The 13,188-nt window shown below is 23.9% G+C and carries 13 protein-coding genes, 2 tRNA genes and 2 pseudogenes; 11 read left to right on the forward strand and 6 right to left on the reverse strand.

Translation table 11 applies throughout. The features are described from left to right. Window positions 1-11: 11 nt before the first annotated feature. Window positions 12-515, reverse strand: a complete 504-nt coding sequence (locus IX46_RS02725; RefSeq protein ID WP_053940466.1) for a single-stranded DNA-binding protein — start codon at window positions 513-515, stop codon at window positions 12-14. 792 nt (window positions 516-1,307) lie between these two features. Between IX46_RS02725 and dnaB the strand changes: the two genes are divergently transcribed. From dnaB to hemW, 5 genes and pseudogenes are all read left to right on the forward strand, one after another. Further along, window positions 1,308-2,705: a replicative DNA helicase gene (gene dnaB / locus IX46_RS02730; RefSeq protein ID WP_053940467.1), complete on the forward strand. Its 1,398-nt coding sequence runs from the start codon at window positions 1,308-1,310 to the stop codon at window positions 2,703-2,705. 78 nt (window positions 2,706-2,783) lie between these two features. Continuing rightward, window positions 2,784-3,743 (forward strand): glutathione synthase, encoded by a 960-nt coding sequence (gene gshB, locus IX46_RS02735; RefSeq protein ID WP_144417494.1) that lies wholly within the window; start codon window positions 2,784-2,786, stop codon window positions 3,741-3,743. A gap of 11 nt (window positions 3,744-3,754) precedes the next feature. Further along, window positions 3,755-4,164: pseudogene (gene ruvX / locus IX46_RS02740) on the forward strand (Holliday junction resolvase RuvX). 26 nt (window positions 4,165-4,190) lie between these two features. After that, on the forward strand, window positions 4,191-4,865 hold the full coding sequence (locus tag IX46_RS02745; protein ID WP_071880119.1) for a YggS family pyridoxal phosphate-dependent enzyme: 675 nt from the start codon (window positions 4,191-4,193) through the stop codon (window positions 4,863-4,865). Between the two features lie 39 nt (window positions 4,866-4,904). Then, a complete protein-coding gene (hemW, locus tag IX46_RS02750; RefSeq protein WP_053940468.1) occupies window positions 4,905-6,035 on the forward strand; it encodes a radical SAM family heme chaperone HemW in 1,131 nt (376 codons plus the stop codon). 7 nt (window positions 6,036-6,042) lie between these two features. On the opposite strand, the gene trmB is transcribed toward hemW, so the two are convergent. Then, on the reverse strand, window positions 6,043-6,759 hold the full coding sequence (trmB, locus tag IX46_RS02755) for a tRNA (guanosine(46)-N7)-methyltransferase TrmB (RefSeq protein ID WP_053940469.1): 717 nt from the start codon (window positions 6,757-6,759) through the stop codon (window positions 6,043-6,045). Window positions 6,760-6,886: 127 nt separating this feature from the next. On the opposite strand from trmB, the gene mutY reads away from it, so the two are divergent. From mutY to murI, 3 genes are all read left to right on the forward strand, one after another. After that, a complete protein-coding gene (mutY, locus tag IX46_RS02760) occupies window positions 6,887-7,927 on the forward strand; it encodes an A/G-specific adenine glycosylase (protein WP_053940470.1) in 1,041 nt (346 codons plus the stop codon). A 28-nt stretch (window positions 7,928-7,955) separates the two neighbouring features. Then, on the forward strand, window positions 7,956-8,195 hold the full coding sequence (locus tag IX46_RS02765; RefSeq protein ID WP_053940471.1) for an oxidative damage protection protein: 240 nt from the start codon (window positions 7,956-7,958) through the stop codon (window positions 8,193-8,195). Window positions 8,196-8,264: 69 nt separating this feature from the next. Beyond that, window positions 8,265-9,047, forward strand: coding sequence for a glutamate racemase (gene murI, locus IX46_RS02770; protein ID WP_053940472.1), 783 nt, complete (start codon window positions 8,265-8,267; stop codon window positions 9,045-9,047). Here the strand turns inward: murI and sbcB are convergent. Continuing rightward, the gene (gene sbcB / locus IX46_RS02775; protein ID WP_053940473.1) at window positions 9,034-10,494 is read right to left on the reverse strand and encodes an exodeoxyribonuclease I; all 1,461 of its coding nucleotides are present in this window, start codon (window positions 10,492-10,494) and stop codon (window positions 9,034-9,036) included. The genes murI and sbcB overlap by 14 nt on opposite strands. A gap of 86 nt (window positions 10,495-10,580) precedes the next feature. Here sbcB and IX46_RS02780 point away from each other — a divergent pair, with 86 nt between their 5' ends. Beyond that, window positions 10,581-10,886: a DUF496 family protein gene (locus IX46_RS02780; protein WP_053940474.1), complete on the forward strand. Its 306-nt coding sequence runs from the start codon at window positions 10,581-10,583 to the stop codon at window positions 10,884-10,886. A 34-nt stretch (window positions 10,887-10,920) separates the two neighbouring features. Here IX46_RS02780 and IX46_RS02785 read toward each other — a convergent pair. Then, a tRNA-Asn gene (locus IX46_RS02785) sits at window positions 10,921-10,993 on the reverse strand. 136 nt (window positions 10,994-11,129) lie between these two features. On the opposite strand from IX46_RS02785, the gene IX46_RS02790 reads away from it, so the two are divergent. Together IX46_RS02790 and pyrE are read left to right on the forward strand one after the other, a co-directional pair. Further along, window positions 11,130-11,202, forward strand: a tRNA-Ile gene (locus IX46_RS02790). Window positions 11,203-11,281: 79 nt separating this feature from the next. Further along, window positions 11,282-11,925 (forward strand): annotated as a pseudogene (gene pyrE, locus IX46_RS02795) (orotate phosphoribosyltransferase). Window positions 11,926-11,937: 12 nt separating this feature from the next. Here the strand turns inward: pyrE and dut are convergent. Next, entirely contained in the window at window positions 11,938-12,399 is a 462-nt protein-coding gene (dut, locus tag IX46_RS02800; RefSeq protein ID WP_053940475.1) for a dUTP diphosphatase, read from the reverse strand. Window positions 12,400-12,423: 24 nt separating this feature from the next. Further along, entirely contained in the window at window positions 12,424-13,176 is a 753-nt protein-coding gene (gene cysQ / locus IX46_RS02805; RefSeq protein ID WP_053940476.1) for a 3'(2'),5'-bisphosphate nucleotidase CysQ, read from the reverse strand. Window positions 13,177-13,188: the final 12 nt, after the last annotated feature.

The following is a 13,188-nucleotide window of genomic DNA, read 5'->3' on the forward strand; positions in this document are numbered from 1 at the left end:
TCTAAATTAATTTAAAATGGAATTTCATCATCAAAATCTAGATCTGGAGAATTCATTTGCTCCTGTTTTAATTTATGTTTTTCTAAATTTTTAGATATTTCGGTAGTTTCTATATTTTTTGTTTTCAAAATATTATTATTTTCATGTATATTATGAGAATTAGAATTTCGGTTTCCAAGCATTTGCATTGTACCACCAATATTTACTATAATTTCTGTTGTATATCTATCAAAACCATTTTGGTCTTGCCATTTTCTTGTTTGAAGAGAACCTTCAATATATACTTGCGAACCCTTTCGTAAATATTCTCCAGCTATTTCAGCTAATTTTCCAAATAAAACAACTCTATGCCATTCTGTTTTTTCTTTATTTTCACCTGTATTTTTATCTTTCCAATTTTCTGAAGTTGCAAGTGTCATATTTACTACTGCATTGCCATTAGGCATATATCGTACTTCTGGGTCTTGACCTAAATGACCGATTAAAATTACCTTGTTTACACCTCGACTCGCCATAATAAAAACTCCATTCTAAATTAATTAACACTCATATGTACTAAATAATATTTTTTATCATTTAAAATATATTTTAAATTTTTAACTAATTTTTTAATCAATCAATATCATTACTAATACAACATTTAATATACTTAGGTATAGTTTTTAAAGGTATTTAAATCTGCAATTGAATTATATTTTAATTAGAACATATATAATCAAAATACAAAGTTATATATTATAATAAATTTTTTATATTCCAAATTTTTAAATTAATTATATAAGTTAAAATTATTTTTTTAAATAAATTTGTTGTTTATAATCATGCTAAATAAAATTTTTTATCTATTTCTATTCGAAATAAACAAAATTTATGCAAATTCTAATAAAAATAAAAGACTCAATATATAAAATATCTAAACATTTATAAACATATAAAATATGATAAAATTATTTTAAACAAAGAATTATATAGAAAAGTTTTCAAATTCAAATTTCAATACTGGAAAGTTTATATTATAAATTAATATTCATCTTCAAATGAGTGTAAAAATAGATTTCAATATTAATTATATTTTAAAAATCTTCCCTGAATACATATTCCGACATGTTATTAGTAAAAGTACAAATAAAAAATTTTTATTATCAATCAATTTTCAAATATATATCTTAATAAAAAATTGAATAAAAAATATCAAAAAAGATATAAGGACAATGTTTTACATAATTTACCAGATATAAAGTAAATTTATCAGCTAATAGTTTATTATTCTAATATTAGAATACAATTTCAAAGTCATTTGCTAAATAATGGTATATGTAATATATATGGGTAAAAATAAGTTATATTTAAATCAAATTAATAGATTAAAAATTCCTCCACATTCAATAGAAGCCGAACAATCAGTACTTGGCGGATTGATGTTAGATAATGAACAGTGGGATACAGTTTCAGAGCATGTAGTTGCTGACGATTTTTTTAGCAAACCACATCGTTTAATATTTCAAGAAATGCAACAATTATTAAACTCAGGGCATCCAATTGACTTAATTACATTATCTGAATCTTTAGAGCAAAAAGGAAAATTAGAAAGTGTCGGTCGATTTTCTTATTTAGCTGAGTTATCAAAAAATACTCCTAGTACTGCAAATATAACTGCTTATGCTGATATAGTAAGAGAACGTGCAATAGTAAGAGAAATGATATTAGTTGCTAATAAAATAGCAAACGCAGGATATGATACACAGGGTAGAAAAAGCGAAGAACTTTTAGATTACGCAGAGTCGAGTGTTTTTAAAATAGCAGAAAAACGTTTTAAAAAAGATTCAGGCCCTAAAAATATTGAGAAAGTACTTGATGAAACAATTAATAATATTGAAAAATTATTTTTATCTCCTAATGACGGAGTCACAGGAATAAATACGGGGTATCAAGATTTAAATAAAAAAACATCAGGCTTGCAACGTTCTGAGCTGATAATTATAGCGGCTAGACCTTCTATGGGAAAAACAACTTTTGCAATGAATTTATGTGAAAATGCTGCTATGCTGTATGATAAACCAGTATTAATTTTTAGTTTAGAAATGCCAGGAGAACAAATTATGACACGTATGTTAGCATCGTTATCTAGAGTCAATCAAGCACGTATAAGAACAGGTAAATTAAATGATGAAGATTGGTCTAGAATGTCAGGAACGATTAATGTTTTACTGAAAAAAAAGAATATCTATATAGATGATTCTTCAGCTCTTACACCAAGTGAAGTTCGTTCTAGAGCGCGGCGTATTTATCGTGAACATAACGGTTTAACTTTAATTATGGTAGATTATTTGCAACTGATGAGAGTGCCATCTCTTTCAGATAATAGAACTCTTGAAATTGCTGAAATTTCAAGAACGTTAAAAGCGCTTGCGAAAGAACTGCAAGTTCCAGTAATTGCTTTATCACAATTAAATCGTTCTTTAGAACAGAGAGCGGATAAAAGACCAGTAAATTCAGATTTGAGAGAATCTGGTTCATTAGAACAAGATGCAGATTTAATAATGTTTATATATCGAGATGAAATATATCATGAAAATAGCGATTTTAAAGGTATAGCAGAAATCATAATTGGAAAACAAAGAAACGGACCAATCGGGACAATTAGTTTAACTTTTAATGGACATTGGTCTAGATTTGATAACTATTGCGCTCCTAAATATGATTAATTTACAAGTTAACAAACACCATTTTAAATAAAAATTTTAATTATATCATCATAATTTTATATAAATGAAATTACAAAAATGAATAAAAAAAAGATCTTAAAAATTGGAATTGTAATGGACCCAATTCAATTAATAAAAATTGAAAAAGACTCTAGTTTTGCTATTTTACTTGAAGCACAAAAAAGACATCATGAAATTTATTACATGGAATTAAATGATTTATATTTACAAAAAAATCATGCATATGCTAAAACACGTTTAATAAAAATACAAAAAAAAATCAATAACTACTTTAGTTTTATTCAAGAAAAAAATATTTTATTAAATCAATTAGATGTTATATTAATGCGAAAAGATCCACCATTTAATATGGAATTTATATACGCAACTTATATCCTTGAGCGTGCAGAAGAAGCAGGCGTATTAATTATCAATAAACCAAAAAGTTTAAGAGATTGTAATGAAAAAATATTCGCCTCATTATTTTACAAATTTATACCAGATACATTAGTTACTAGAAATATATCTCAAATATATAATTTTTGGAAAAAACATAAAGATATCATTATTAAACCCTTAGATAGTATGGGTGGATCAAGTGTTTTTCGAATAAAAGAAGATGATGAAAACTTTATAGTAATAAGTGAAGTTATGACTAATTATGAAAAAAAATATTGCATGATTCAAACTTATTTGCCATCAGTCAAGGACGGAGACAAAAGAATATTAATTGTTAATGGGCAAATCATACCTTGGTGCATAGCTAGAATTCCTAAAAAAGGTGAAAATAGAGCAAATATAGCAGCTGGAGGTATAGCTAAAATAAGAAAATTGCACAAAAAAGATTGGGAAATAGCAAATTATTTATCTCCTATTTTACAAGAAAAAGGGCTTGTTTTTGTTGGATTAGATATTATAGGAGATAAATTAACTGAAATTAATATTACAAGTCCAACATGTATTTGTGAAATTGAGTCGCATACAAATATTTCTGTTTCAGGTATGTTGTTAGATTATATTGAAAATCAAATATATTAATAGAGATAAAAATAATGATCATTGCTTTTGATTTTGGACTTAAAAATATTGGAGTAGCTATAGGAACAAAAATACTTAAACAAGGAAGAGCTTTAAATAAATTAACTGCACGTAATGGATATCCAAATTGGAATGATATAAAATACTTATTAAACATATGGAAACCTAATTTCATTATTGTAGGATTACCTTTAAATATGGATGGTACAAAACAGGAAATAACGCAAAAAGCAGAAAAATTTGCTAATTTACTAAAAAAAAATTTCATACTTCTGTCGAGTTACACGATGAACGATTAAGCACAAAAGAAGCTAGATCCTTAATATTTCATCGGTATGGTTTTAAAAAACTAAAAAGAGATAAAATTCATTCTGCTGCTGCTGTTATTATATTAGAAAGTTGGTTTAATAAACATTTATAACAACTAATTATTTTATATTTTAAAAAATGAATAATATTAAAAATAATATAAACGTTCTCAAAGAAAAAATACAACATTTATTGAAAAATAAAACTGAATTAAAGAAAGTCAAAATTGTTGCAGCTAGTAAAAATCAATCAGTTGAAAAAATTCAAATAGCTTTGTTATCTGGAATATATAACTTCGGAGAAAACTATGTTCAAGAAGGTATAGATAAAATTAAAAAATTAAAAAAAAACAATCAGATTATTTGGCACTTTATAGGAAAAATACAATCAAGAAAAACAAAATTAGTTGCTCAAAATTTCGATTGGTGTCAAACTATTGATCGAGAAAAAATCGCTATTTTGTTAAACAAATACAGAACAAGTAAAAAACCTCCAATCAACGTTTTAATACAAGTTAATATTTCTGAAGAACCAAATAAAAATGGAGTGTCTATAAAAAACTATCAACAATTAGCTATAATTGTTTCAAAAATGACTAATCTTAAGTTTCGTGGAATTATGGCTTTACCTAAACAAACACAAGGCAAAATACAATATCGTGATTATCAAGATGTTAAAAATATATTTAACGTTTTAAAGAATCAATATGAATCCGTTGATACATTATCATTAGGAACAAGCTTTGATATTAAAACTGCTATAACATATAATAGTAATATGATCAGAATCGGAAAAAGTATTTTTCACAATTAACGTGTCAAAATATATTAATTCTCTTAAAAATTCAACATTATGCTAAAATTACCTCCAATTAGTTTGTATATTCATATTCCTTGGTGTATAAAAAAATGTGGATATTGTGATTTTTATTCATATGTTAGTACAAAAAATATTCCAGAAATGCAATATATTAAAAATCTTCTTAAAGATTTAGAGAAAGACATTAAATTAATACATCAAAGAAAAATAAATAATATTTTTATTGGAGGAGGAACACCTAGTTTATTACATAATGAATCTATAAAAACTTTAATACATGGAATAAAAAAAAGAATTCAAATTTCTAAATCTTCAGAAATTACAATAGAATCTAATCCACAATCAACAGAATACAAACGTTTTAGAGATTATAAAAGATCAGGAATTAACCGGTTTTCTTTAGGAATTCAAACATTTCATTCAAATTTATTAAAAAAGATAGAACGTACATATAGCAAGCAAGAAGCTATTGAAGCAATCAAAGAAATCAAAAAAATTAATAGTAATTTTAATATAGATATTATGTATGGATTACCCGATCAATCATTAAACAATGCTTTATCAGACTTAAAATACGCTGTTAAATACAATCCAACACATATATCATGGTATCAATTGACAATAGAACCTAACACTTCTTTTTATAAAAAAAATCTATGTTTGCCTGATGAAAAAATAATATTTAAAATGTTTAATCAAGGAGAAAAATTTTTACGTAAATCTGGTTATATAAAATATGAAATATCTTCATATATGAAATCAAGATTTAAATGTCGTCATAATCTTAATTATTGGAACTTTGGGGATTACCTTGGTATAGGATGTGGTGCTCATGGAAAAATTACTAAAATAAATGGAGAAATTATTCGAACTATTAAAAATAAAAATATTAATGATTTTATGAATGGAAAATATTTAGCAACTAAAACTTTAATTCCAGAAAAAGATAAACCTTTTGAATATTTCATGAATACTTTTAGATTATATCAACCTATTTATAAAAAAAATTTTCAAGAACGTACTAATCTGAATATATCGAATATAAAAAATAAAATCAAAAAAGCACTACGCAATAAATATATTATAGAAAATAAAAACTCTTGGGAAACAACAAAAAAAGGAAGAATATTTCTAAATTCATTACTAAAAATTTTTCTGAATTAAAAAATATTTAAAATTTCGACTGAAATATCAAATTAAAAATTTTATTTCCTAATATATTTGCTTTTTTTTCAAATTTTGTTTCTATATAAGTCAAAGAATTTTCAATATAATTATTAGTATCAGACAAATTTAAATATTGATGAATTTTTTGTATCGTATCTGATATATGAGCAGCATATTCTTCTGAATCAGTTTTAATATGTAAAATACCATTAAAAATTAATTTTTTTAGAATTTTTTTTAAAAAATTATATTGTATGATTCTTCTTTTATGGTGTCTTTTTTTAGGCCATGGATCAGGGAAAAAAATTTGTATTTTTGATACAGTATGATTTTTAATCATATTTTCAATTACTTCCACTGCGTCATAACGAATAATTTTTAAATTTTTTACATTAGAAATATACGCAAGACGTAAACAAGAACCTATTCCAGGTGAATACACTTCAATACCTAAAAAATTTTTATCATAGGAACTAATTGCTGTTTGAATTAACGAATCGCCTGATCCAAAACCAATATCTACAATTACTGGATAATTATTTTTGAAAATTAATTCAAAATTTATATTGTTTAATTGATAATCAATACCAAATAAAGGCCAATATTTTTGAATTGATTTTAACTGCGATTGAGTGATTCGATGATTTCGACATACAAAGCTTTGATTCTTTCTTAAGAATATTCCATTTTTATATTGAGGAGTGATAATGTTATTTTTCATATTTTATTAAATTTTTAATTATAAAATGTTTTATAAATGTTATAAATTAAAATATTTATATTTTAACTCTTTTTTTTAAAAAAATACATCTAACTATATTTTAACTAAAAAATAATTAATTATTAAAATGATATTTCATAATTTTTCAAGATTAGTACTGAATTGGTATCATATACATGGAAGAAAAAATCTTCCTTGGCAAAAAGATAAAACATTGTATAAAGTTTGGATATCTGAAATAATGTTACAACAAACTCAAGTAAAAACTGTTATTCCATATTTTAAAAAATTTATATTAAAATTTCCAAATTTAAATATTTTAAATCAAGCTAATTTAAACGATATTTTACATTTATGGAGTGGATTAGGATATTATACAAGAGCAGAAAATATTTATAAAACAGCTAAAATTATAAAACAAAAGTTTAACGGAAAATTTCCAGACAATATTGTAGATTTAGTTCAATTACCAGGTATAGGAAAATCTACTGCTGGAGCTATTCTATCTTTTACATTAAATTATTTTTATTCTATTTTAGATGGTAATGTACAAAGAATTTTAATACGACACTATGGCATTACTAAATGTTCGAAAAATTCTGAAACTCGTAAAAAACTATGGAATCTAATAGAAAATATAACTCCGCTTCATCATGCTGGTGGTTTTAATCAAGGAATAATAGATATAGGAGCATTAATTTGTACACATCGAATTCCTAAATGTGATTTTTGCCCATTAAATTTAACATGCATTGCTTATAAAGAAAAAGAATGGAAAAAATATTCCTTTCAAAGTAGTAAAAAAATAAAATCAACAAAAAAATACTGGTTTATTATAATTTATTTTGAAAATAAAATTTGGATGCAAAAAAATACTATAAAAAGAATTTGGAATAATTTATTTTGTTTCCCGATGTTTAATAATAAAAAACAAGCTATTCAATGGATGAAAGAACATCATATAAATGTTAAAAAGTATAAAAAAATTAACTCTTTTCATCATGAGTTTAGTCATTTTACAATGCAAGCAAATCCCATTTTAATTAAATTATTTTTCCAAAATAATTTTTTTAACATTAACAAACAAGGAATTTGGTATGATTTAAAAAAACCTCAAAAAATAGGAGTACCTACAATAGTAAAAAAAATTTTAAAATTATTAATATAGTTTTTAAATAAAAGGATAATTAAAATCAATGTATCGTAAAATTTTTTGCATATTTTTACAAAAAGAATCCGAAGGTCATGAATTTCCACCATATCCAGGAAAATTAGGAGAAAAAATATATAATAAAATATCTAAAGCAGCTTGGAAACAATGGATGATAGAACAAACTAAATTTATTAATGAAGAAAAATTAAATATGAAAAAAGAGATAGATCGAAAAAAAATAGAAAAATATATGAAATCATTTTTGTTTAAAAACATTATTTAAAATAATAATATATTTATTTTCAATACAAATTTATATTAATTTAATTGTATATCCCAATCGACTAAAAAAGTGCTTATATTTGATTCTGGTATAGGTGGAATTTCTATCTTAGAAAATATTAAAAAGAAACTGCCTAAAAAAAATTATATATATCTATTAGATAATAAAGGATTTCCTTATGGAGAAAAAAAAGAATCTTTTATTATACAAAGAAGTATTAAGATAATTAATACAATTAAAAATCTTTATCCAATTCAAATAGTTGTTATTGCTTGTAATACTGTAAGTACAATATCGCTACACATATTGAAAAAGAAATTTAACATTCCTATTGTAGGGGTACTTCCTTCATTAGATCAAGCGATTAAAATTACAAAAAATAATAACATTGGAATTATAGCAACTAAAGCTACAATAAAAAGTTTATACACTAAAAATCTTATATCTAAATATACTAATTCTATGAATATCAAGGTCATAGCCACAAATGAATTAGCGAGGATTGCTGAAAACAAAATTAGAAAAATATCCGTTTCTAATTTTGAACTAAAAAAAATTTTTTATCCTTGGATAATACTTGCAGTGCAGCCTGATACTATATATCTTGGATGTACTCATTTTTCTTTTTTAAAAAATGAAATTCAAAAAATTTTTCATAAACCAATTAACTTTTTAGATTCTTATACTAATACTACTGAAATAGTTAAAAAATATTTTTTAAATACAAAAAATAATCAAAATATTAAAAAAAATATTTTTTTATATTCTAAATACAGCAAAAATATAAATAAATTATTATATATTTTAGAAAAATATGAATTTAACGATATTTCAAAAGTTAATTTGAATTAATTTTTTGATAAAATAAAGTCTTATATTTTTGGTATACATATTTTAATAACTTATTTAATAAATCTACTTTTTCTATATCAAAAGAAAATTCTTCTAAAAGGTTTTCAACCTTATTGATGTATTGTTTTAAATCAAATCGATTAAAAACTTTTAAACAATGATTTAACCAAATTTTTTTTTCATCAGCATTTAATATAAATGAAAAATTACGAGCTTTATATCGAAAAAATAGTTCTTTCAAACGTATATCTCGAAAATCTAATATAAGATTTTTTAAATCTATCGGTTTAGTATTACTAATTTGTTTAATTAATTTTTTGTCATGTAAACCAAAAAAACTATGATAAATTTGCAAATCTACATTTGAATTTTCTTGAAATGTATTTTTTTGAGAAAAAATTTTTTTTATATTATTTATTATAAAATAATTCAATTTAATTATATTAACTTTTTTATTAATACAAAAACTTTTTATCTGCAATCTTTGAGCATCTTCTAATCGAATCAATTTTATAGGAACTAGTACAGGACAACGGTTAAAATATACTAATATTATTCCTAAATCAAATAAGTTTTTGATCTGAATGTCTTCATGATTGTTATGTTTTAAAAAATTAATTAATTTTTTTACATCTTGAAATAAATCTATTGCAATTAATATATTATTATTGTTTTCATCCCAAAATAAAGGTAATATAAAACTCATATTATTGCGTGCAGAGCTGAAAACACTAGAAATATAAAGTATAGGATCCAAACTTTCTAAGTTAATTAATTCAAACAATTTATTCTTCTTTCGATATTTGAAAAAAAAATTAAATAATTTTGGTTGTTGTTTTTTTATTAGTCGTGCTAATTTAATAGTAGCATAAACATCAGAAGCAGCATCATGTGCATTTTCATGGAATATATTGTTTTCTCGAGTCAAGTTAGATAATTTAAAATTAGGTATTCCAAGATGATCTTTAGGCCATATAATTCCATCAGGCCTTAAAAGATAACACACTCTCATGATATTTAATAAATCCCAACGTGAATTATTATGTTTCCAACTCCATTCATATGGATCTAAAAAATTGCGATAAAATATGTTTCTTGTAATTTCATCATCAAAAAAAATATTATTATAACCTACTATACAACTATTAGGTCGCATTATAATTTTATATATTTTTTTAGCAAATTCATATTCATTCACGCCATGTTTAAGTGTATACTGTGGAGTAATTTTAGTAATTAAAATAGAATACGGTTCTGGTAAATAATCATCTGATGGAAAACAATAAAAACATTTCGGTTTTTCAATAATTTCTAAATTTTTATCGGTTCTAATAGATGCAAATTGCGCTGGTTTATCTAATGACGTATGCGTTCCAAAAGTTTCATAATCATAAAATAAAAAAGTCAACTGATTTTTTTGAGAAGAAAATACTTTATTTTTTTCCATTATATAATCTTAATGATTTAAACAAATTAAATTGAAAAAGATTCTTTTAAATCTTAAAAGAAAATTTTATAAAGGCTTTAAACGCTATGAACACAAAAAAAACATTTAAAAGTGTATTGGAATTTGTACATAAATTTAGAAGAAAAAACAAAATACAACGTGAAATATCTGAAATTGAAAAAAAAATTAGAAATCATGAAACAAGAATATTATTACTTGACAATCTAAATGATTATATTAGACCAGAAATGAGTTATGAAGAAATTAAAAAAATAATTTTTATGATGAAAAATGACTACGAAGATAGAATTGATGATTATATTGTAAAAAATGCAGAACTTTCTAAAGAAAAAAGACATTTATCAAAAGAACTCAAAAGCATTATAGATTAATATTAATATTATTCAAATATTCAATGAACTTTTGCTCCCCTGACTGGGCTCGAACCAGTGACATACGGATTAACAGTCCGCCGTTCTACCAACTGAACTACAGAGGAATATTAATATATATATCAAAAATTTATATATCTGTCAAATATATATATAAAATTAAAAATTAACTATAAAATTTTTAAAAGAAATATAGATTATTATTTAAAATTCATTTATAGTAAAAGGTATAAAAATTATTACGGCCCTTTAGCTCAGTGGTTAGAGCAGGCGACTCATAATCGCTTGGTCGCTGGTTCAAATCCAGCAAGGGCCATAAAAACAAAAAAATTAACAAGTTTTATATATCTAAAAATACTATTTAAATTTTTCATCATTAATTAGGACTCAATTTGATGGAATGGAAAAAAGAATTTATTGAATTTCTTTTAAAAAAAAAGTCTTAAATTTTGGAACATTTATACTGAAATCTGGTCGAAAAAGCCCTTATTTTTTTAATTCTGGATTATTATCTACAGGTAAAGATACGGCTAAAATTGGATTGTTTTATGCACGTGCGATAATGGATTTAAACATCAAATTTGATGTTTTATTTGGACCTTCTTATAAAGGCATTCCTATTGTAGTTTCTACTTCTATCGCATTAAAAAATCAACATAACTTAAACATTTCGTATTCTTTTAATAGAAAAGAAAAAAAAACATATGGCGAGCAAGGACAGTTAATTGGGAGTGATATAAAAAATAAAAAAATTATTATTTTAGACGATGTAATCACCTCAGGTATGTCAATCAATCATTCAATTAAAATAATTGAAAAAGAAAATTCTAAAATATCTTCAATATTCGTTCTGCTTGATCGAAAAGAAAGACGAAAAAATAATCTAAAAAAAATTAATTGTTTAAAGAAACATAAAAATTATCAAATCAACTCTATTATAACAATAGATGATTTAATTATGTATCTTTCTGAAGAAAAAAAATTAAGAAAATATGCTTCTAAATTAGTCAAATACTATACAGAACATGGTGATTTTTAGATACAAAATTGTTTATACTCCAGAATGGCCAAATCCGCTCTGGAAACGAATAGTTTTTTTAAATCTTTTCACTACATGAAATTCAGGTCGAATAATAGGTACAAATACTATTTGCGCAATTCTATTATTAGGGCTGATACAAAAATTTTTTTTACCTCTATTCCACAAGGAAACCATTAATTCACCTTGATAATCTGAATCAATTAAACCTACTAAATTACCTAAAACAATACCATTCTTATGGCCTAATCCAGAACGCGGTAAAATTAAAGCAGTAATATAAGGATTTTCAATATATATAGAAATTCCAGTAGGTATCAATATAACTTCCTTGGCGGGTAAGATTATTTTTTTATTTATACATGCTTTAAGGTCTAGTGCAGAAGATCCAGGAGTAGCATATTCTGGAAAAGAAATATTACTATTTACATTGCTAGAATTTAAGAATTTAATTTGAATTTTATTGGTATTCATAATATTTTAATTTATTATATTAAATCATGATAAAACTAGAAAATCTGGATTGATTAGAGATCTTTTAGAAACTAAGGAATAGTTTAAACTTTTTTTTGTTTGATATGAAACTACACTCCCTCCAGCAGCTTGAACAATGGCATGTCCCGCTGCAGTATCCCAGATATATGTTTTTCCAAATCTCGGGTAAAATTGCGCTTTTCCTTCTGCTACATAACAAAATTTTAAAGACGAACCTAAGTTTTTAATTATATATTTCTTTTTTTCTTTTTTTATAAAATTGTATAATTTTGTATTTGAATGTGATCGACTAACAACATATATCGGGATATTAGATTGAACTACAGAAATTTTTTTTTTATATCCTAATGCATTTATTTTCCAAGCTTGTTTCGCAAAAGCAAAATATAAAATATTGAAGTAAGGGGCGTAAACAACTCCTAATATAGGTATACCATGTTCAATTAAACTAATATTTACTGTAAATTCACCGTTTTTATTTAAAAATTCTTTAGTTCCATCTAATGGATCAACTAACCAATAAGTATTCCAAAATTTATCATATGTAACATTATTTAAATCTTCTTCAGATAATACTAAAATATTAGGAGAAATGGAAAAAAGCCCGTCTTTAATAATTTTATTTGAAACTGTATCTGCATTAGTTACTGGGCTTTCATCTAATTTATAAGAAATATCTAATAGTTTATTAGAATGATAAATGTCCATAATAGCAGCTCCGGCCTCGCGAGCTAGATTGCAAATTTTATTAATCATTTCACACCATTT

The sequence above is a fragment of the Buchnera aphidicola (Aphis glycines) genome (assembly GCF_001280225.1).
GTDB lineage: Bacteria > Pseudomonadota > Gammaproteobacteria > Enterobacterales > Enterobacteriaceae > Buchnera > Buchnera aphidicola_E.

What these genes read in the sequence shown, in the direction of transcription:
- IX46_RS02765 (WP_053940471.1), top strand. Translation starts at nt 7,956, where the DNA reads ATGTATCGTAAAATTTTTTGCATATTTTTACAAAAAGAATCCGAAGGT.
- cysQ (WP_053940476.1), bottom strand. Translation starts at nt 13,176, where the DNA reads ATGATTAATAAAATTTGCAATCTAGCTCGCGAGGCCGGAGCTGCTATT.
- dnaB (WP_053940467.1), top strand. Translation starts at nt 1,308, where the DNA reads ATGGTATATGTAATATATATGGGTAAAAATAAGTTATATTTAAATCAA.
- mutY (WP_053940470.1), top strand. Translation starts at nt 6,887, where the DNA reads ATGATATTTCATAATTTTTCAAGATTAGTACTGAATTGGTATCATATA.
- IX46_RS02745 (WP_071880119.1), top strand. Translation starts at nt 4,191, where the DNA reads ATGAATAATATTAAAAATAATATAAACGTTCTCAAAGAAAAAATACAA.
- sbcB (WP_053940473.1), bottom strand. Translation starts at nt 10,494, where the DNA reads ATGGAAAAAAATAAAGTATTTTCTTCTCAAAAAAATCAGTTGACTTTT.
- gshB (WP_144417494.1), top strand. Translation starts at nt 2,784, where the DNA reads ATGAATAAAAAAAAGATCTTAAAAATTGGAATTGTAATGGACCCAATT.
- trmB (WP_053940469.1), bottom strand. Translation starts at nt 6,759, where the DNA reads ATGAAAAATAACATTATCACTCCTCAATATAAAAATGGAATATTCTTA.
- IX46_RS02780 (WP_053940474.1), top strand. Translation starts at nt 10,581, where the DNA reads ATGAACACAAAAAAAACATTTAAAAGTGTATTGGAATTTGTACATAAA.
- hemW (WP_053940468.1), top strand. Translation starts at nt 4,905, where the DNA reads ATGCTAAAATTACCTCCAATTAGTTTGTATATTCATATTCCTTGGTGT.
- dut (WP_053940475.1), bottom strand. Translation starts at nt 12,399, where the DNA reads ATGAATACCAATAAAATTCAAATTAAATTCTTAAATTCTAGCAATGTA.
- IX46_RS02725 (WP_053940466.1), bottom strand. Translation starts at nt 515, where the DNA reads ATGGCGAGTCGAGGTGTAAACAAGGTAATTTTAATCGGTCATTTAGGT.